The sequence below is a fragment of the Variovorax glucosi genome, assembly GCF_051216695.1.
In the GTDB taxonomy this organism is placed as follows: Bacteria; Pseudomonadota; Gammaproteobacteria; order Burkholderiales; family Burkholderiaceae_C; genus Variovorax.
This window is the reverse complement of the sequence record NZ_JBPJZE010000001.1, coordinates 1,422,794-1,440,205: the sequence shown is the minus strand read 5'-3', so window position 1 is coordinate 1,440,205 and position 17,412 is coordinate 1,422,794. Positions and strand designations below refer to the sequence as shown.

At 66.1% G+C, this 17,412-nt stretch carries 18 protein-coding genes; 12 read left to right on the top strand and 6 right to left on the bottom strand.

Going from position 1 to position 17,412, the window contains the following annotated elements:
* Positions 1-4 precede the first annotated feature (4 nt).
* Positions 5-1,159, bottom strand: a complete 1,155-nt coding sequence (locus tag ACSFA3_RS06775) for a PQQ-dependent sugar dehydrogenase (protein WP_435504605.1) — start codon at positions 1,157-1,159, stop codon at positions 5-7.
* Between the two features lie 62 nt (positions 1,160-1,221).
* Between ACSFA3_RS06775 and ACSFA3_RS06770 the strand changes: the two genes are divergently transcribed.
* Positions 1,222-1,725 carry a hypothetical protein gene (locus tag ACSFA3_RS06770; protein WP_435504604.1) on the top strand — a complete coding sequence of 168 codons (504 nt, stop codon included), beginning with the start codon at positions 1,222-1,224 and terminating at the stop codon, positions 1,723-1,725.
* On the opposite strand, the gene ACSFA3_RS06765 is transcribed toward ACSFA3_RS06770, so the two are convergent.
* Positions 1,697-2,689 carry a tripartite tricarboxylate transporter substrate binding protein gene (locus tag ACSFA3_RS06765; protein ID WP_435504603.1) on the bottom strand — a complete coding sequence of 331 codons (993 nt, stop codon included), beginning with the start codon at positions 2,687-2,689 and terminating at the stop codon, positions 1,697-1,699. The genes ACSFA3_RS06770 and ACSFA3_RS06765 overlap by 29 nt on opposite strands.
* 17 nt (positions 2,690-2,706) lie before the next feature.
* Positions 2,707-3,939 (bottom strand): acetylornithine deacetylase, encoded by a 1,233-nt coding sequence (gene argE, locus ACSFA3_RS06760; RefSeq protein ID WP_435504602.1) that lies wholly within the window; start codon positions 3,937-3,939, stop codon positions 2,707-2,709.
* A gap of 172 nt (positions 3,940-4,111) precedes the next feature.
* Here argE and katG point away from each other — a divergent pair, with 172 nt between their 5' ends.
* From katG to ACSFA3_RS06705, 11 genes are all read left to right on the top strand, one after another.
* Complete coding sequence (gene katG, locus ACSFA3_RS06755) at positions 4,112-6,388, top strand: catalase/peroxidase HPI (RefSeq protein ID WP_435504601.1); 2,277 nt, start codon at positions 4,112-4,114, stop codon at positions 6,386-6,388.
* Positions 6,389-6,585: 197 nt separating this feature from the next.
* Positions 6,586-7,455 carry a fumarate hydratase gene (locus ACSFA3_RS06750; protein ID WP_435504600.1) on the top strand — a complete coding sequence of 290 codons (870 nt, stop codon included), beginning with the start codon at positions 6,586-6,588 and terminating at the stop codon, positions 7,453-7,455.
* A 7-nt stretch (positions 7,456-7,462) separates the two neighbouring features.
* Complete coding sequence (locus ACSFA3_RS06745) at positions 7,463-8,113, top strand: fumarate hydratase C-terminal domain-containing protein (protein ID WP_435504599.1); 651 nt, start codon at positions 7,463-7,465, stop codon at positions 8,111-8,113.
* 25 nt (positions 8,114-8,138) lie between these two features.
* The gene (locus ACSFA3_RS06740; protein ID WP_435504598.1) at positions 8,139-9,146 is read left to right on the top strand and encodes a Bug family tripartite tricarboxylate transporter substrate binding protein; all 1,008 of its coding nucleotides are present in this window, start codon (positions 8,139-8,141) and stop codon (positions 9,144-9,146) included.
* Between the two features lie 7 nt (positions 9,147-9,153).
* Complete coding sequence (locus ACSFA3_RS06735; RefSeq protein WP_435504597.1) at positions 9,154-9,930, top strand: enoyl-CoA hydratase/isomerase family protein; 777 nt, start codon at positions 9,154-9,156, stop codon at positions 9,928-9,930.
* 30 nt (positions 9,931-9,960) lie between these two features.
* Complete coding sequence (pcaH, locus tag ACSFA3_RS06730) at positions 9,961-10,653, top strand: protocatechuate 3,4-dioxygenase subunit beta (protein WP_435504596.1); 693 nt, start codon at positions 9,961-9,963, stop codon at positions 10,651-10,653.
* A 17-nt stretch (positions 10,654-10,670) separates the two neighbouring features.
* Entirely contained in the window at positions 10,671-11,219 is a 549-nt protein-coding gene (locus ACSFA3_RS06725) for a peptidase associated/transthyretin-like domain-containing protein (RefSeq protein WP_435504595.1), read from the top strand.
* A gap of 10 nt (positions 11,220-11,229) precedes the next feature.
* On the top strand, positions 11,230-12,459 hold the full coding sequence (locus tag ACSFA3_RS06720) for a CaiB/BaiF CoA transferase family protein (RefSeq protein WP_435504594.1): 1,230 nt from the start codon (positions 11,230-11,232) through the stop codon (positions 12,457-12,459).
* Complete coding sequence (locus ACSFA3_RS06715; RefSeq protein WP_435504593.1) at positions 12,459-13,073, top strand: glutathione S-transferase family protein; 615 nt, start codon at positions 12,459-12,461, stop codon at positions 13,071-13,073. The genes ACSFA3_RS06720 and ACSFA3_RS06715 overlap by 1 nt, the downstream gene beginning before the upstream one ends.
* The gene (locus ACSFA3_RS06710) at positions 13,066-13,908 is read left to right on the top strand and encodes an alpha/beta fold hydrolase (protein ID WP_435504592.1); all 843 of its coding nucleotides are present in this window, start codon (positions 13,066-13,068) and stop codon (positions 13,906-13,908) included. Before ACSFA3_RS06715 ends, ACSFA3_RS06710 begins: the two co-directional genes overlap by 8 nt.
* Positions 13,905-14,894 (top strand): Bug family tripartite tricarboxylate transporter substrate binding protein, encoded by a 990-nt coding sequence (locus ACSFA3_RS06705; protein ID WP_435504591.1) that lies wholly within the window; start codon positions 13,905-13,907, stop codon positions 14,892-14,894. Before ACSFA3_RS06710 ends, ACSFA3_RS06705 begins: the two co-directional genes overlap by 4 nt.
* Before the next feature lie 15 nt (positions 14,895-14,909).
* Here the strand turns inward: ACSFA3_RS06705 and ACSFA3_RS06700 are convergent, their stop codons facing one another.
* The 3 genes from ACSFA3_RS06700 to ACSFA3_RS06690 all read right to left on the bottom strand — a co-directional run bounded on the left by ACSFA3_RS06700 (position 14,910) and on the right by ACSFA3_RS06690 (position 17,405).
* Positions 14,910-15,764 carry an amidohydrolase family protein gene (locus ACSFA3_RS06700; protein WP_435504590.1) on the bottom strand — a complete coding sequence of 285 codons (855 nt, stop codon included), beginning with the start codon at positions 15,762-15,764 and terminating at the stop codon, positions 14,910-14,912.
* Positions 15,765-15,766: 2 nt separating this feature from the next.
* On the bottom strand, positions 15,767-16,342 hold the full coding sequence (locus tag ACSFA3_RS06695) for a carboxymuconolactone decarboxylase family protein (RefSeq protein WP_435504589.1): 576 nt from the start codon (positions 16,340-16,342) through the stop codon (positions 15,767-15,769).
* Between the two features lie 85 nt (positions 16,343-16,427).
* Positions 16,428-17,405, bottom strand: a complete 978-nt coding sequence (locus ACSFA3_RS06690; RefSeq protein ID WP_435504588.1) for a LysR family transcriptional regulator — start codon at positions 17,403-17,405, stop codon at positions 16,428-16,430.
* Positions 17,406-17,412: the final 7 nt, after the last annotated feature.

The window sequence follows — 17,412 nt, the reverse complement described above, 5'->3', positions numbered from 1 at the left end:
CGGGTCAGCCCGGACTGACGCGCAGCACCTTGCCGTCCTTGTCGTCGGTCAGAAGATAGAGCGCGCCGTCCGGCCCGCTGCGTACGTCGCGCATGCGCGCGCCGGGTTCCATGAACAGGATTTCCTCTTTTCCCGGCACGCCCGCGCGCATCGGCACGCGGCGCACGCTGCGCTCTTTCAGCGCGGCAACGAACAGGCTGCCGCGCCATTCCGGGAACAGTGTGCCGTCGTAGTAAGCCATTCCGGCCGGCGCGATGGACGGCGTCCATTCGAGCAGCGGCGACACGATGCCGGGACGGGTCCTGTACGGCGTGATGCGCGCGCCGGTGTAGTCGACGCCGCCGGTGGTGATCGGCCAGCCGTAGTTGACGCCGCGCTCGATCCGGTTGAGTTCGTCGCCGCCCTTTGAGCCATGCTCGTGCGCATACAGCGCCCGGTCGGCTGCGACGAACACCATGCCCTGCGGATTTCGATGGCCGATGCTGTAGATCTCGGGCAGCGCGTCGGCGCGTCCGACGAACGGGTTGTCCGGAGGCACGCTGCCGTCGCGACCGAAGCGCATCGTCTTGCCGAGGTGCGTGGTCAGGCGCTGCGCGTCGGTGCGTTCGAGATTGCCGTCGCCCATCCCGACCACGATGGTGCCGTCGGGCAGCAGCGCCATGCGGCCGCCGAAGTGATTGCTGTGCGTCTTGGCGGGTCGCGATGTGAAGATCGGTGTGACGTCCAAGAGGCGTCGGCTGTCGAAACGAGCGCGCACCACGCGCAGATGATTGGCATCGGGTTCGCCGTGAGCGAAGGAAAGATAGAGCAGGCCGTTGCCCGCGAAGCCGGGGTCGAGCATCAGGTCGAACAGTCCCGCCTGGGCATGCGCGAGCACGGGCGGTACGCCGGCCACAGGTTCGGCACGGAGCGCATACCTGCCGTCCGCGCCGCGCTCGATCACGCGCAAGCGGCCGGCACGTTCGGTCACCAGCATGTCGCCGTTCGGCAGGAAGGCGAGCGCCCACGGGAACTCGAGTCCGGCAGCGACCGTGTCGATCCTGTAGCCGGTCTTCGGCGGCGTTTGTGCTGCCGCCGGTGCCGAAAAGCAAAGGACGGCAGCGGCGCCGATCAAGGCCGAAAGCACCGTAAGCACCCCGCGGCGTTCTGTGGTCGACATCTCACATCCCGATCGTTTGGCCTGTTGCATCATGTGCAAAGTATGAAATGCAGGACCTTCTCATGAGCCGGACAAATGCCCTGAATCGAGTAATGCCGGCGCGCCTTCGTGTGCGACATGCATGGCGTCGGACCGCGTTGGCCTTCGGTCTGGCCTGGCTGCTGGCTTCGGCCTGGGGCTCGCTGGTGCAGACGCATTTCAACCTGCAGGCGCTGGTCAGGCTGGGCGTGGAGATTCCATTGCAGACACGCGCTCTCATGTCGGCACAGGATCTGGTCGGTTTCGGCCCCATTTATGCGGGTGTCGTGCTGGCGGCCTGGCTGCCGGCGTTCGGCGTGGCGCTTTTTCTCGCGCGCAGATGGCCTGCGTGGCGCAGTTGGCTCCTGCCGTCGGCGGCGGGAACCGGTCTGGTAGTGGCTCTGAAATTCGCCGATGTGGTGGCACCGATGCCGGTCTTCATCGATGCCACACGCGGTCTCGGCGGCTTGCTCTTGATGGCTGCCGGCTGCGTGGTCGCCGGCATCCTGTTCGAGCGGCTCAGTCGACCGTCGCGCCCGACGCCTTGACGACTTCGGCCATGCGCTTGTAGTCGACTGCCAGCAGCTTGCCGAAGTCGGCGCTGCTCATGGCCTGCGGGCGGATGCCCTGCTTGTCGAGTCGTTCGAGCACGACCGGGTCTTTCAACAGCGTACCGACGGCCGCGTTGATGCGCTCGACCGAAGCTGCCGGAATGTTCGCCGGGCCGAGAAGGCCGAACCACGAATCGAAGCGGTAGCCGGGCAGGCCACTCTCGGCGATGGTCGGAATGGCCGGCAGGTACTTGGAGCGCTGCGTCGACGTCACGCCGATCAGGCGCACGCGGCTGTCGTTGACGAAGGCCAGCGCGCCGATGCTCGCCGCGATCACCGCCTGCGCGCGACCGGAGATCACTTCGTTGATGGCTTCGCCGGTCGCCTTCAAGGGGATATGCACGACGTCGATGCCGGCCAGCCCGTTGAAATACGCCATCGACAGGTGCGTCGCGCTGCCGACGCCGCTGGTCGCGTAGTTCAGCTTGCCGGGGTTGGCCTTGGCATGGCGGATGTATTCGGCGACTGTCTTTGCCGGCACGTCGGCATGGATCATCAGCACGTAGTCGGCGGTGCCGATGTGGGCGATGGGCGCGAAATCCTTTTGCGGGTCGTAGGCGAGCTTTGTGTAGAGCGTGCCGGCGATGTTGTGGCTCGCCGCGGCCAGCACCATCGTGTTGCCGTCCGGCGCCGACTTTGCGACATATCCGGTGCCAACCGTGCCGCCTGCGCCGGCCCGGTTCTCGACGATGACGGTCTGACCCAGCGCGACGCCGAGCTCGGTCGATATGGAGCGCGCCAGGATGTCCTGCACGCCGCCTGCCGCGAACGGCACGACGATGCGCTCCACGCGCGTATTGGGTGCGGCAGCAGTCTGCGCGAAGGCGTCTTTGCCGGCGGTTGCGGATACGGCGCCAAGCGCGAAAGCAGTGCCAAGAAATTTACGTCGGTCCACGGTCATGAGTTCTCTTCCCTTTTTCAGTTGATGCAGATTTCGTCGGCCAGGCGGCGCATGAAGCGCTCGCACCAGGCCAGTTGTTCGAGCGTGACCCACTCGTTGGGTTGATGCGCCTGCGCGATGTGGCCGGGACCGCAGACGATGGTCGGCACGCCGACCTGATGGAACAGCGCCGCCTCCGTGCCGAACGACACCTTGACCGCGGCGCCCGCGCCGTCGACCTCGGCGCAGCGGAAGCACAGTTGCGCGATATCGCTGTCTGCGCTGGTCGCAAAACCGGGCAGCACCGAGTTGAGCTTGTGCGTGATGCCGGTGTCCGGCGCGACCGCATGCATGGCCGGCAGCAGGCTGTCGCCGAAAGCCTTGGCCTCGTTGAACAGTGCTACCGGCGAATTCATGTGGTGATGGCGGATCTCCCAGGTCACGTCGCAGTGGCGCGGGATGATGTTGAGCGCCGTGCCGCCCGAGATCACGCCGGTGTGCACGGTGGTGAAGGGCACGTCGAAGGCGTCGTCGAACGGACCTTCGGCCGCGAGCCGGCGCGCGATGCCCTTGAGGTTCGCGACGAACTCGCAGGCGATCTCGACCGCGTTCACGCCCTGCGGCGTCAGCGACGAATGCGCTTCGTGGCCGCGCACCGTGGTCTTGTACGCATGCTTGCCCTTGTGCGCGATCACCACCTGCATCCCGGTCGGCTCGCCGACGATGCAGCCGGCCGGCTTGTAGCCGTCGTCGACCATCTTCGAGATCAGGTTGCGCACGCCGATGCAGCCGACTTCCTCGTCGTAGCTGAAGGCCAGGTGCACCGGGCGCTTAAGCTTCCGCTTGAGCAGTTCGGGCACCATCATCAGTGCGGTCGCGCCGTAGCCCTTCATGTCGGTCACGCCGCGGCCGTGGAGCTTGTCGCCGACGACGGTCGCCACGAACGGATCGGTGTCCCACGGCTGGCCGTCGACCGGCACCACGTCGGTATGGCCCGACAGCACGAGGCCGCCGATCCTGGTCTCGCCATCATCCGCCGGAAGCGTGGCCCAGAGATTCGCCTTGCGACCGGTTTCGTCGTATGTCAGGTGGCTCTCGATGTCGTGCGACGCGAGAAAGTCACGCGTCCATTCGATGATCGGCAGGTTGCTGTCGCGCGAAACCGAGGCGAAGGAGATCCACTTCTCGATCAGCGGGAGCGCGGCGAGGGATGCAGGAGATGCAGGAGATGTGGCGGCGGCGGGGTTTGCGGGTTTGGCAGATGAGGTCATGGCAAATGCTCGATGCAATCGTCCGATTCCGCAAGCAAGTAGCAGGCCGGACACAAAGGGTTTCTACCGCCTATGACCCACATAAAGTAGTTCTATTCGCTATCGCAAAGCTTCTGCTTCAGAATTTGCGATTCCCTCTCAGCCTTTCGGCAAAACACGTAGGAGTCTCCCCATGGACAGTCAGCAAAAAGAAAATAGCGAAGTCAGGTGCCCCTTCAGCCAGGCCTCCGGTAGCGGCCGGACCAACCGTGACTGGTGGCCACAGGCGTTGCGCGTGGACCTGCTGCACCAGCACTCGTCGAAATCGAATCCGATGGAAAAGGATTTCGACTACGCCGCCGAATTCAAGACGCTCGACCTGGCCGCAGTCAAGGCCGATCTCGCCGCACTCATGACCGATTCGCAGGATTGGTGGCCGGCCGACTTCGGCCACTACGGTCCGCTCTTCATCCGCATGGCCTGGCACAGTGCCGGCACCTACCGCATCGGCGACGGCCGTGGCGGCGCGGGTCGCGGTCAGCAGCGTTTTGCGCCGCTGAACAGCTGGCCCGACAACGTCAGCCTGGACAAGGCGCGTCGCCTGCTGTGGCCGATCAAGCAGAAATACGGCCGCAAGATCTCCTGGGCCGACCTGTACATCCTCACCGGTAACGTCGCGCTCGAAACCATGGGCTTCAAGACCTTCGGCTTCGCTGGCGGCCGTGCCGATGTGTGGGAACCCGACCAGGACGTGTACTGGGGCCGTGAAGACAAATGGCTCGGCGGCGACATCCGTTACTCGGAGGGCGGTTCGCCCGGCGTCGAAGAGAGCCACGGCGTGCTGGTCAAGGACGACGACAGCCAGGCACCGCATTCGCGTGATCTCGAGAACCCGCTCGCCGCAGTGCAGATGGGCCTGATCTACGTCAATCCGGAAGGTCCGGACGGCAAGCCCGACCCGATCGCTTCGGCACGCGACATCCGCGACACCTTCGGCCGCATGGCGATGAACGATGAAGAGACCGTTGCGCTCATCGCCGGCGGTCATACCTTCGGCAAGACGCACGGCGCAGGCGATGCAGCCCATGTCGCACACGAACCCGAAGCAGCCGGCATCGAAGACCAGGGTTTCGGCTGGAAGAACAGTTTTGGCAAGGGCCACGGCGGCGACACGATCACCAGTGGCCTGGAAGTGACCTGGACCACCAGGCCGACGCAGTGGACCAACGAATACTTCGAGCATCTGTTCAAGTTCGAATGGGAACTGACGAAGAGCCCGGCCGGTGCTTTCCAGTGGACTGCGAAGGATGCGGAAGCCACGATTCCGCATGCGCACGATCCGTCGAAGAAGCTGGTTCCCACCATGCTGACCTCCGACGTCGCGCTTCGCATGGACCCGGCCTACGAGAAGATCTCGCGCCGCTTCCTCGAGAACCCCGACCAGCTTGCCGACGCGTTCGCCCGCGCTTGGTTCAAGCTCACGCACCGCGACATGGGTCCGCGTGCGCGCTACCTCGGCTCCGAAGTGCCAGCGGAAGTGCTGATCTGGCAAGACCCGGTGCCGGATGTCGACCACGCGCTGGTCGACGATCATGACGTGGAATCGCTGAAGCAGAAGGTGCTGGCATCCGGCCTGACCGTGTCGCAGCTCGTCTCGACGGCCTGGGCTTCGGCTTCGACCTTCCGCGGCTCGGACCGTCGCGGCGGCGCCAACGGTGCGCGCATCCGTCTCGCACCGCAGAAGGACTGGGTCTCGAACGAGCCCGCGAAGCTGGCCAAGATACTGCAGACGCTGGAAGGCATTCAATCCGAGTTCAACGGCTCGGCTGCAGGCGGCAAGAAGATCTCCATTGCAGACCTGATCGTGCTGGCAGGCAATGCCGGTGTCGAGCAGGCAGCGAAGGACGCCGGACGTGAAGTCAAGGTGCCGTTCACGCCGGGTCGTACCGACGCGTCGCAGGAACACACCGATGTCGAGTCGTTCGATTCGCTCGAGCCGGTCGCGGACGGTTTCCGCAACTACGTCAAGTCGCGCTATGCCGTGCCGGCCGAGGTTTTCCTGGTCGACAAGGCACAACTGCTGACGCTGACCGGACCCGAGCTGACCGTGCTGGTCGGTGGCCTGCGCGCAATCGGCGCGAACGTCGGCGAGTCCAAGCACGGCGTGCTGACGACCAGGCCGGGCAGCCTGAGCAACGACTTCTTCGTCAACCTGCTCGACATGAACACGGCATGGAAGCCGTCGGCCGGTTCGAAGGAAGCGTTCGAGGGTGTCGATCGCAAGACCGGCGAAGCGCGCTGGACCGCGACGCGCGCCGATCTGGTCTTCGGCTCGAACGCGATCCTGCGTGCGACCGCCGAGGTGTATGCCAGCTCGGACAGCCATGAAAAGTTCGTCGACGACTTCGTCGCCGCCTGGACCAAGGTGATGAATCTGGACCGCTTCGACATCGAGCGAACTGCCGCCTGACCCCCTGCGGGCTCATGACCTGAAAAGAGCGCACCGCCCGGTGCGCTCTTTTTTTTGTGCGGCTGTGCATAGCAGCTATGACGGCCGGGTCTACCCAGGCACTGCGGAAAATCGGAAGATGGGGCTCAGCTGCGACAACGGGGCAGCAATGAAAAGAAGGCCCGAGACATGAACCGAACACACGCCGAGGCACGGCCATGGCCATAAGCCAGGCCGCCATCAAGACGCTGACCGCCCAGCTCTACGACCGTTCGCTGCGCGGAATCCCCGAGGACACGAAGGCCGCGCTTCAGCGTGCCGAAAGCGCTGAGTCCAACGCCACGGCCCAGCACACGCTGCGCATCATGCTCAAGAGCGCGGACGCGGCGCAGCGCTCCAATCATTTCGTCTGCTCCGACGCCGGCATACCGGTGTTCTTCGTGCGGGTCGGCACGCAGGCGCGCTTCGAGGGCAATGTGCGACAGGCCATCACCGAGGGCTTCGCGGACCTGGTGCAGAACATCCAGCCTCCGTTGCTGCCGCACGTGACCCATCCGCTGACGCTGGAGCGCGGCTACCAGGGCAAGGGCATGCCGATCGTCACCTTCGACATGGTCGACGACTGCGATCACGTCGACATCACCTGTTCGCCCAAGGCGCTCGGTTCGGGCCGCTGGGCCGCGCTGGAGATCTTCAGCTTTCCCGATCTGCACACCATCGAGAAGTTCGTGATGGACACGGTCATCAAGGCCGGCTCGCAGCCATGCCCGCCGGTGGTGATCGGTGTGGGCATTGGCGGTACTTTCGACTATGCGGCCAAGATGGCCAAGGAAGCGACCTTGCGGCCGATCGGCACCGTGAGCGACGAGCCGATCGTCGCCGACATGGAGGCGCGGCTGGTCCGCGCCGTCAACAAGACCGGCTTCGGCCCGATGGGCACGGGCGGCGATTCGACGGCGATGGCGGTCCACGTCAACTACGCGGCCGGCCACGGCTTCACGCCGGTGGCGGTGGCTTTCAATTGCTGGATCAACCGCCGCACCCGCGCCCGGCTCTACAACGACGGCCGGGTGGAGATCGTCGAGTGAGCGCCGAATGACCATCCGAACGCACCGCCTGACTTTTCCGCTTTCCGCCGAGGACGCACGCTCGCTGCGCGCCGGAGATCTGGTCGTGATCGACGGCGAGATCGTCGTCACCGCCGGCATGCCGACGCACGAGCGTCTGCTTGGCTGCCTGGCCGGCCGCGAGCCGATGCCGATGGACCTGCAGGGCGTCTCGCTGTTCCACCTCGGCAGCTACAGCCGCGAGGTCGACGGCCGCTTCGAGTTGCTCTACATCAACCCGACGACGAGCACCCGCTTCAACCCCTACATGCCGAAGCTGATACCCGGCTATCAGTGGCATGCGGTAGGAGGGAAGGGTGGGCTGGACATGGCCTGCGCCGAGGCGATGCAGGAGGTCGGCTGCGTCTATCTGTCGTTCCTCGGCGGCGGCTGCACGCTGCTGTCCGAGGCCATCGAGGAAGTGCTGGAAGTCGGCTGGACAGACATGCTGATGCATTACCGGCTGGCGCGACTGCGCGTGCGCGGGCTCGGCCCCGCGACGGTCGGCATCGACGCCCATGGTCGCAGTCTTTATGCCGAAGAACAGCAGACCGCACGCGACCGGTTGCCCGAACTGATGGCGGAACTCGACCGCGAGCGCGATGCGGCCGCGCACGCACGTGCTGCGAACGAGAAGTAGAAGAAAAATGAACGGAGACATCGACATGAACAGACAAGAATCCCGCGCCGGCCTTCTGCGCAAGATGGCCGTCGCGGCCGGCTTCGCGACACTCTCGCTGCTCGCGACGGCGCAGCCCGCTCCCGCCGGCACGGGATACCCGAACAAGCCGGTCCGCATCGTCGTGCCGTTCCCGGCCGGCGGCCCGGTCGACCAGACCGCCCGCGTGCTGGCTGCGCGCATGGGCACGATCCTCGGCCAGCCGGTCATCGTCGACAACAAGGGCGGCGCTGCCGGCGTGCTCGGTGCCGACACCGTTGCCAAGGCGCCCGCCGACGGCTATACGCTGCTGTTTTCATCGACCGGCGCACTGGCCATCGTGCCGCACATCACGCCGACCATGCCGTACAAGCCGCAGACCGATCTGCGTGCCGTGACGCAGGCGTTGAAGGTGCCCACGGTGCTCGTGGTCTCCGCGACCTCGGCATACAAGACGTACGGCGACCTGGCAGCGGCGGCGCGCGTCGCGCCCGAGAAGCTCAACTACGCCTCGGCCGGCAGCGGCACGACCACGCACCTGGAAGTCGAGATGCTGAAGCGCGAGGCCAAGCTGACGTTCAACCACATTCCGTATCGCGGCGCCGCGCCCGCGCTGACCGATCTGATCGGCGGCCAGGTCGACCTGATGATGGCCGACGTGCCGGTGGTTCTGCCTTTCATCCAGGCCGGAAAACTTCGCGCTCTGGCCGTGACGAGCGAAGGCCGCATCCCGGTGCTGCCGGCAGTGCCGACGCTGGCCGAACTCGGTGTGCCGGGCATGGAAATCTACGACTGGTACGGCATGGTCGCACCGGCCCAGACGCCGACGGCCATCGTCGAGCAGCTCCAGCGCGCGGCATCGACGGCGTTGAAGTCGCCGGAGCTGAGCAAGGTTTTCGCGGAGCAGGGCGTTACGGTCGTTGCCAGTTCGCCGGATGAATTCGGCAGATTCATTGCTTCGGAATCGGTGCGCTGGGGCGCGGTCGCCAAGGCCGTCGGTGCTCGACTGGATTGAGAAAAACATGAACGACCTGACCCAACTCCGCTTCGAACTGACCGATTACGTCGCCACGCTCACGCTCGACAGCCCGCCGGTGAACGCGCTCACACGCACGCTGAACGACGAACTCACGCTGGCGCTCGACCGCATCTCCGAGATGGACGACGTTCGCGTCGTCGTGCTCACCGGCGCGGGCAAGGTGTTCTGCGCTGGTGCCGATCTCAAGGGGCGCGCCGACGTCATTAGGGGTCCGGGCGACCTGCCTGCGCATTCGCGCCGCACCCGGGAATGCTTCCATGCGATCCGCGAATGCGCCAAGCCGGTGATCTGCGCGATCAACGGCGCGGCGCTCGGCTCCGGCCTGGCGATGGCTGCGTCGAGCGACATCCTCATCGCGTCCGAGAAGGCATCGCTGGGCTTGCCCGAAGTCGATGTCGGCCTGCTGGGCGGTTGCCGCCATGCGATGCGGCTGTTCAGCCACTCCCGGCTGCGCCGCATGATGCTGACAGGGCTTCGCGTGCCGGGCGCCGAACTGTATCGACTGGGCATCGTCGAAGCCTGCACGACGCCCGAAGAGCTCATGCCGACAGCCATGGCGATGGCCGCGACCATCGCCTCGAAGAGTCCGATCTCGACGCGCATGGGAAAGCACACGCTCAACGTGATCGAGGACATGAGCCTGCGCGACGGTTACCGCTACGAGCAGGACATGACCGCGATGATCGGCAAGACCGACGACGCGAAGGAAGCGCAGCGCGCCTTCGCCGAGAAGCGCGCCGCCGTGTTCACGGGGCGCTGAACTGGCAGGCCGAAAGAAAAAGGAGACGACATGAAGTTCCACCCCGTTCCTGAATCCAGCCAGCCCTCCGCCATCGCGTCAGCCTACGGGTCCACGCTGCGGCGCGGGCCTCGTCATGCGCCCGTTGCGGTTCCCTGTGCGGCGGCGACCGACGCCGGCGTGCGCTTCGCCGGTTCCGCCGTGCCCGCCGGCGCCTGCGACCTCACCAACCAGGGCGCGGACGAGCCTATCGGCCAGCGAATCGTGGTCACCGGACGCGTCGTCGACGAAGACGGCCGCCCGGTGCCGCGCTCGCTGATCGAGATCTGGCAATGCAATGCGGCCGGCCGTTACACGCACGCCAACGACCAGCACCGCGCGCCGCTCGATCCGAACTTCTCGGGCGAGGGCCGGATGCTGACCGACGACGACGGGCGCTACCGCTTCATCACGATCCGCCCCGGCGCCTATCCATGGAACAACCATCACAACGCATGGCGACCGGCGCACATCCACTTCTCGCTGTTCGGCAATGTCTATGCACAGCGGCTGGTCACGCAGATGTACTTTCCGGACGATCCGCTCATACCGTTCGACGCCATCATCAACACGATCTCCGATGAGGCGGCACGCCGCACGCTGGTTTCAAGATTCAGCATGGAGGAAACGATTTCCGACGAGGCGCTCGGCTTCGTCTACGACATCGTCCTGCGCGGTCGCGACGCAACGCCTTTCGGCCTCTGAATACGGTGAAGAACAGCATGACCAACCCGCATTCATCCTCGCCGACGCCCGAGGTCTTCACGACCCTGACAAGCACGCCCGGTCACACGATCGGGCCTTTCTTCCATCCGGCATTCCACTGGGCCAACGTCGACGGCACGGCCGCGGCGGGCGTGGACGGCTCGGGCCATCTCCGGATCGAGGGCACGGTCGTCGACGGCGCGGGCGAGCCGATTCCCGCCTGGCTGGTCGAAGCCTGGGTGCCGCAGGCGGTCGAAGCCGAGACGGCGGCCGGAATGCCCGCGCCGGGCTTCCGTCGCGTTCCGAACGGACCCGACGGCCGCTTCGGCTTTCATGTGCCGCAGCCGGCGCCGGGTCAGCCGGCTGCCTTCGTCACGCTGTTCGGACTCGGCTTGACGCGCCATTTCTACACGGCGGTTTTCGTTGGCACCGGCGGCGACCTGCTCGACGCGGTACCGGAAATGCGTCGGTCCACGCTGATCGCCGCATCGCTCGGCGGCGGCCGGTACGAATGGACGATCCGCACGCAGGGCGATGCCGAAACCGTCTTTTTCGACTATCGCTAAGGAAACCCGAATGACCGATAAGCAAGGCCCGCTGTCGCACGTGAAAGTGCTGGACCTGAGCCGCATCCTCGCCGCGCCCTGGGCCAGCCAGATCCTTGCCGATCTCGGTGCCGAAGTGATCAAGGTCGAGCGGCCCGGCGCCGGCGACGACACCCGCACCTGGGGCCCGCCGTTCCTCAAAGATGCGCAGGGCAACGACACCAGGGAGGCCGGTTATTACCTGGCGGTAAATCGCGGCAAGCGCTCGATCACCGTCAACCTCGACTCGCCCGAGGGGCGGAAGATCGTCGAACAGCTCGCCGTCGAGGCCGACATCGTGCTGGAGAACTACAAGGCCGGCACGCTGGCACGCTACGGCCTGGACGAGGCATCGCTGCGCAGGATCAATCCGCGTCTCATCTACTGCTCGGTCACCGGCTTCGGCCAGACCGGACCGCGCCGCGACCAGCCGGCCTACGACTTCCTGATCCAGGCGATGGGCGGGCTGATGAGCGTCACCGGCGAACGCGACGGCCGGCCCGGCGGCGGTCCGCAGAAGGTGGGCGTGCCGATCGTCGACCTGATGACGGGCATGTACACGGCCGTGTCGGTGCTGGCTGCGCTGGCGCGGCGCAACGAGACCGGCGTCGGGGACGCCATCGACATCGCGATGCTCGACGTGCAGGTAGCGACGCTGTCGAACCAGGCGATGAATTACCTCGTCTCCGACAAGGTGCCGCGGCGCAACGGCAACTCGCATCCCAACATCCAGCCGCAGGACGTCTACGCCTGTGCCGACGGCGACGTGATCCTGGTGGTCGGCAACGACGGCCAGTTCGCGAAGCTGTGCGATGTGTTCGGCCGCACCGAATGGCGCACCGACGAGCGCTTCGCCACCAATGCACAACGGGTCCGCAACATAGACATCCTTTCCGGCATGCTGCGCGAACTGTTCGCCGGCTGGGAGCGCGAAAAGCTCATTGCCGCGCTCGACAGGGCCGGCGTGCCGTGCGGGCCGATCAACAGCGTGGCCGACGTCTTCAGGGAGCCGCAGGTGCAGGCGCGCGGCATGCTGCGATATGTGCCGCATCCGAGCGGAGTCGATGTGCCGCAGGTCGGCAGCCCGATGCGCTTCGCCGAATCGCCGTTGCGCATACCTTCCGCGCCGCCACTGCTGGGGCAGCACAGCGACGACATCCTTGCCGGACTCGGCTACAGCGCCGACCGCATCCAGGCGCTGCGCAGCGCGGGAGCGATCTGATGACGAAGATGAAACTTCACTGGTCGCCGAAGTCGCCATATGTGCGCAAGGTGCTGATCTGCGCGCACGAGCTCGGCCTGCTCGACCGGTTGGAACTGGTGCGTTCGGTCGCGGCAATGCTCAAGCCCAATCCGTCGATCATGGTGGAAAACCCGCTGTCGAAGATACCGACGCTGGTGCGCGAGGACGGCTCGACGCTGTTCGATTCGGTCGTGATCTGCGAGTACCTGAATGCGCTCGCCGACGGACCGCTGTTCCCGCAGCACGGCGATGCGCGCTGGCAGGCGTTGCGCTGGCATGCGCTGGGCGACGGCCTGCTCGACATGCTCATTCTTTGGCGCAACGAACGCGAACGCGAACATCCATTGCCTGCACTGCTCGACGCCTTCGAACTGAAGACGCGCGCGGCGATCGCGCTGCTCGAGAACGAGGCCGAAACGCTCGGCGCCGCGCCGCTGTCGATCGGCGCGATCACGATCGGCTGCGCGCTGGGTTATGCCGATTACCGATTCGAGACGCTGGGCTGGCGCGCATCGGCTCCGACACTTTCGGCATGGCTGGAACATCTTCGCGAACGCCCGTCCTTCCAGGCGACCGAGCCGGTCGATGGCTGATGCCGTGCCGGGTCGCGGTCGCGCCTGGATGCCCGTCGACATGCCCGCTCAGGCCCCGGCCAGCGAGGGCTGGGTCGACGTCGGCGGCGCGCGGCTCTGGTACTGGGACACCGGCGGGACCGGGCAACCCGTGATCTTCCTGCATTCCGGTAGCCAGAGCGGTGCCGGCTGGGGCTATCAGCAACCCGTTTTCGCGGCGGCGGGTTTTCGCGCCATCGGTTATTCGCGGCGCGGCTGCTTCCGTTCCGAAGGCGGCAACCCGCAAGACCCGGGCGTCGGCTGCGACGACCTGAATCGGCTGGTCTTGCATCTGGGCCTCGATCGAGTGCATCTGGTCGCCCTGGCGATGGGCGCCTTCTACGCGCTGGACTTCGCGCTGGCTTACCCGGACAGGCTTCGCAGCCTGAGCATCGCATCGTCCTATCTTGGCATCGACGAATCCGAGCGCGACTACGCACAGGCCAACGCACGTCTGCGGCCGAAGGAGTTCGCCGCATTGCCGGTCGAAGTGCGCGAGCTGCATCCGTCGTACCGCGCGGGGAATCCGGCCGGCACCGAGGCCTGGCTGACGCTGTCGCGCCAGGCACGGACGGGCGACCGCATCGATGCGCTACGACCGCTGCCCATTACCTGGGCGCGCGTCGAAAGCATCCGGCATCCGGTGCTGCTGATGACCGGCGACGGCGATCTCTACACGCCGCCCGCGTTGCTGCGCATGCAGTCGGCGCACATTCCGCAAGCCGAGACGGTGGTGGTGCCCGAAGCTGCTCATGCACCCAACTGGGAACAGCCGGAATTCTTCAATCGCACCGTACTTTCGTTCCTCGAAAAATGAAATCCACACGCCGCAACATCCTGAAATTCGCGCTTGCTTCGGCTGCGCTTCCGGTGACCTTCCCCGACCCGGTCCGCGCCCAGTCGATCGACACAGCCCGCATCCTCTCCGGGTTCGCGGCCGGGGGCACGGTCGATACGCTGGCACGCCGCGTGGCGGACAAGCTGCGCGGCAACTATGCCAAGGCGGTGGTGGTCGACACCAGGGCCGGTGCCGGCGGCCAGATCGCCATCCAGACGCTGAAGATGGCGCTGCCCGACGGCAAGACCCTGCTGGCGACGCCGATGTCGATGCTCGGCATCTACCCGCACACCTACCGAAAGCTGGGCTACGACCCGGTGGCGGACCTCAGCCCGGTATCGCTCGGCGTGGTGTTCGACTTCGGCTTCGCGGTCGGTCCGATGGTGCCGGCCGACGTGAAGACGGTTCCCGACTTCATCGCTTGGTGCAAGGCAAATCCGACGCAGGCCAACTTCGGTTCGCCCGCAGCGGGGTCGGTGCCGCACTTCGTCGGCGAACTGCTCGGTCGCGCCGGCAGGATCGATCTGCGACACGTCGCTTTCCGCGGCTCGCAGCCCGCCATCCTCGACATGCTGGGCGGCCAGATCGCATCGGTCTCGGCGCCCATGGGCGAGTTCCTGCCGCACGTTCCGGGCGGCAAGGTCCGCTTCCTGGCAACCAGCGGAGCGAAGCGCAACCGCTTCGCCCCTGACGTTCCGACACTGGCCGAACAGGGCTTCAAGGATCTGGTGTTCGACGAGTGGTTCGGCTTTTATCTGCCGGGCAAGGCGCCTGCCGAGATCGTGAGCAAGGCCAACACGGACATCCGTGCCGCGCTCGCAACTTCCGATGTGATCAACGGGCTGGCGACGATGGGGCTGGAGGCGAAGTCGTCGAGCCCGGCCGAACTGGCTGCGCGGCTGAAAGCCGACAGCGACCGCTGGGCGCCGATCGTCAAGGAGATCGGCTTCACCGCGGAATCCTGACCGTGGCCGGCCCGATCAGGCGTAGAGCGCGGCAGGATTGACCTGCAGGATGCGATCGGCGATTTGCGCATCGCCGGCCCAGTCCCGGAACATCGCCAGCAGTTGCGCGGTGTCGGGCTCGGGCGTCACGCGCAGGTGCGGCCAGTCGCTGCCCCACACCAGCCGGTCGGGATTGACCTCGATCATCTTTATTTGGAACGGTCGCCCGGCGTCAGGGTCGGGGCACTTGAGCAGGTTGCGATAGGCGCAGAGCTTGACCCAGACATTGCCGGATTCCAGCAGGTCGAGCAGCGTGCGAAAACCCGGATCGTCGATGCCCGCATCGACATCGAAGCCGCCCATGTGATCGATCACGACCGGCACCGGCAGTGCTTTGATTTCGGCCGCAATGTCGGGCAGCACCTTGCAGTCGGTCCACAGCTCTGCATGGATGCCGGCATCGGCCATGGCCGGAGCCAGCGCGCGAAGATCGTCGAACGACGCGCTGCCGGCAAAATTGGCGCCGGCCCCGCTGCGATGGCTGAAGCGCGAGCCGCGCGCGCCGCGCGCGCGCAGGTCTCTGAAGTCCGGTGCGCTGTCGGCCTGCGCGACGACGACGCCGCGAAGCGCGGGATCGGCGGACAACGCATGCAGCAGCAGCGAATGATCCTTTCCATAGGCGCTCGGATGCACGAGAACGCCGTGCGCTAGGCCGAGCTTCGACAGCAGCGACCGGTAGTGCGATGCGACGGCTTCGGGCGGTGTGTAGCTGCGGTCATTGGCGAGCGGGAATCGGTCGTAGGGGCCGAACAGGTGGGCGTGGCAATCCCAGCCGGCGGCGGCTGCTGCGACGGTGGCGGTCGCGGCTTTCGGCGATGTCGTGTCGTTCATGGTCACTGAGCGTTTCGTGCGTGCTGAGGAAGAGGGAAGGCCGGGTCGACGTCTTCGGGCAGCGGAATCTCGTGGCAGTTGAGCGTCATGGCGACCATCGTGTAGTAACCGATCAGTGCCGTCAGCTCGACCAGCGTGCGCGCGCCGAACCGGGCCAGGGCGGCGGCATAGGTCGGATCGGAAACCGACTTGTCGCGGTTGAGTTCGACGGCGTAGTCGTACAGCGCCCGTTCGTCTTCCGAGAGCCCCGGCGGCAGCGTTTGCGCGAGAAGCGCTTCGATGATCGGTCGCTCGATGCCCGCTTTTTCGGCTTCCAGGCGATGCGCGTACCACTCGAAAGGCGAGTTGCAGGCCCGTCCGGTGATGAGGATCGCCAGTTCCGATAGTCGTGGCGTCAGCGTCGTGCCGTAGCGCAGCAGCGCGCCGAGCGCCTGCCATCTGTCGGCCAGTTCGGCGTTGTGCAGCGCGGCACGCAGCGGTCCCTGGATGCGTCCGCGCGGGCCGGAGACGATGCGGTCGTGGACGGCGCGCTGCTCGGCGCTCATGGTGTCGTTGGGGAAAAGCGGAATGCGCGGCATGCGTGTCTGTCTCCGAAGTTTTTCTTCAGCTTAGACGTTGCCGCCATGCCTGTGCGCCGCTGTCGCGCAACGCTGCCTTGCGTTTTCAGTCGGGCGAACCGGAGCGCCACATGCCGGTGCGCGCGCTCTCCTCGAAGATCGCGACCATCTCCGCAGCCACCGCCGACACCGCGCGCGTCGGCCCCTTGGTGCGTGCCAGCGCCATCGAGACAACCCGCTGCAGCGTCGGCGAAACGATCTTCGCGGCCTGCAGCTTGCCTTCCTTCACCTCCGTCCAGACCGCATGGATCGGCAGCACGGTGTAGAGGCGTGCTTCTGCGACGGCTGAACGCATCAGCGGCAGCGAGTCGGCTTCCAGCACCGGCGCGAGTGTGATGTGCGCCTGTCGCGCCATGCCGTCCAGCGACGTGCGCAGCCCGTTGGGCGCTCCCGGCAGGATGAAGGGCAGCGCGTGAAGCGACGCGAACGCGACTTCCGGCGCTGCGGTCAGGCGGTCTCCGGGCGCACCGATCAGGTAACTGTCGACCGTGGCCAGCGCATGCTCATGCTCGTGCGGCGTCTGGCCGTAGCGGTAGAGGACGGCGATGTCGATGCGGGCATCGGACAGCCATTCCTCGACCTGGCCGCTGGAGCCTTCGAGCACCTTGAGCCGGATGCCCGGATGGTTCTCCTGCAGGCGCTTGAACAGGCGCCCGACGATCGGATTGGTGATCGACGGCAGCGAACCGATCGTCACGCGTCCGGCCGGCTCGCGCGCTTCGCCGCGAAGCTCCAGTTCCAGTTGCTCCGCATCGGACAGCAGCGCCTTCACCATCGGAAAGATGCGCTGGCCGACATCCGACAGCGTGACGCCACGGCCGGTCCGATTGAACAGCCGCGCCTTGCAGTCGCGCTCCAGTGCATTCAGGTGGCGGCTGAGCAGCGACTGGTTGCTGTCCAGGAATAGCGCCGCCCGGGTGAGGCTGCCCAGTTCCGCGATGGCGAGGAAAGCGCGCCACTTCTGCAGGTCGACGGTGAGGTCCAACTGGATCTGCGTGGCCTTGCCGGCTTTCATGGAGTTCATCGCATTG

Bases quoted from the DNA above. Each gene is read 5' to 3' on its own strand.
- ACSFA3_RS06740 (WP_435504598.1), top strand. From the start codon at position 8,139: ATGAACAGACAAGAATCCCGCGCCGGCCTTCTGCGCAAGATGGCCGTC.
- katG (WP_435504601.1), top strand. From the start codon at position 4,112: ATGGACAGTCAGCAAAAAGAAAATAGCGAAGTCAGGTGCCCCTTCAGC.
- ACSFA3_RS06700 (WP_435504590.1), bottom strand. From the start codon at position 15,764: ATGAACGACACGACATCGCCGAAAGCCGCGACCGCCACCGTCGCAGCA.
- argE (WP_435504602.1), bottom strand. From the start codon at position 3,939: ATGACCTCATCTGCCAAACCCGCAAACCCCGCCGCCGCCACATCTCCT.
- ACSFA3_RS06690 (WP_435504588.1), bottom strand. From the start codon at position 17,405: ATGAACTCCATGAAAGCCGGCAAGGCCACGCAGATCCAGTTGGACCTC.
- ACSFA3_RS06735 (WP_435504597.1), top strand. From the start codon at position 9,154: ATGAACGACCTGACCCAACTCCGCTTCGAACTGACCGATTACGTCGCC.
- ACSFA3_RS06710 (WP_435504592.1), top strand. From the start codon at position 13,066: ATGGCTGATGCCGTGCCGGGTCGCGGTCGCGCCTGGATGCCCGTCGAC.
- ACSFA3_RS06770 (WP_435504604.1), top strand. From the start codon at position 1,222: ATGAGCCGGACAAATGCCCTGAATCGAGTAATGCCGGCGCGCCTTCGT.
- ACSFA3_RS06725 (WP_435504595.1), top strand. From the start codon at position 10,671: ATGACCAACCCGCATTCATCCTCGCCGACGCCCGAGGTCTTCACGACC.
- ACSFA3_RS06765 (WP_435504603.1), bottom strand. From the start codon at position 2,689: ATGACCGTGGACCGACGTAAATTTCTTGGCACTGCTTTCGCGCTTGGC.
- ACSFA3_RS06695 (WP_435504589.1), bottom strand. From the start codon at position 16,342: ATGCCGCGCATTCCGCTTTTCCCCAACGACACCATGAGCGCCGAGCAG.
- ACSFA3_RS06745 (WP_435504599.1), top strand. From the start codon at position 7,463: ATGACCATCCGAACGCACCGCCTGACTTTTCCGCTTTCCGCCGAGGAC.
- ACSFA3_RS06720 (WP_435504594.1), top strand. From the start codon at position 11,230: ATGACCGATAAGCAAGGCCCGCTGTCGCACGTGAAAGTGCTGGACCTG.
- pcaH (WP_435504596.1), top strand. From the start codon at position 9,961: ATGAAGTTCCACCCCGTTCCTGAATCCAGCCAGCCCTCCGCCATCGCG.
- ACSFA3_RS06715 (WP_435504593.1), top strand. From the start codon at position 12,459: ATGACGAAGATGAAACTTCACTGGTCGCCGAAGTCGCCATATGTGCGC.
- ACSFA3_RS06775 (WP_435504605.1), bottom strand. From the start codon at position 1,159: ATGTCGACCACAGAACGCCGCGGGGTGCTTACGGTGCTTTCGGCCTTG.
- ACSFA3_RS06705 (WP_435504591.1), top strand. From the start codon at position 13,905: ATGAAATCCACACGCCGCAACATCCTGAAATTCGCGCTTGCTTCGGCT.
- ACSFA3_RS06750 (WP_435504600.1), top strand. From the start codon at position 6,586: ATGGCCATAAGCCAGGCCGCCATCAAGACGCTGACCGCCCAGCTCTAC.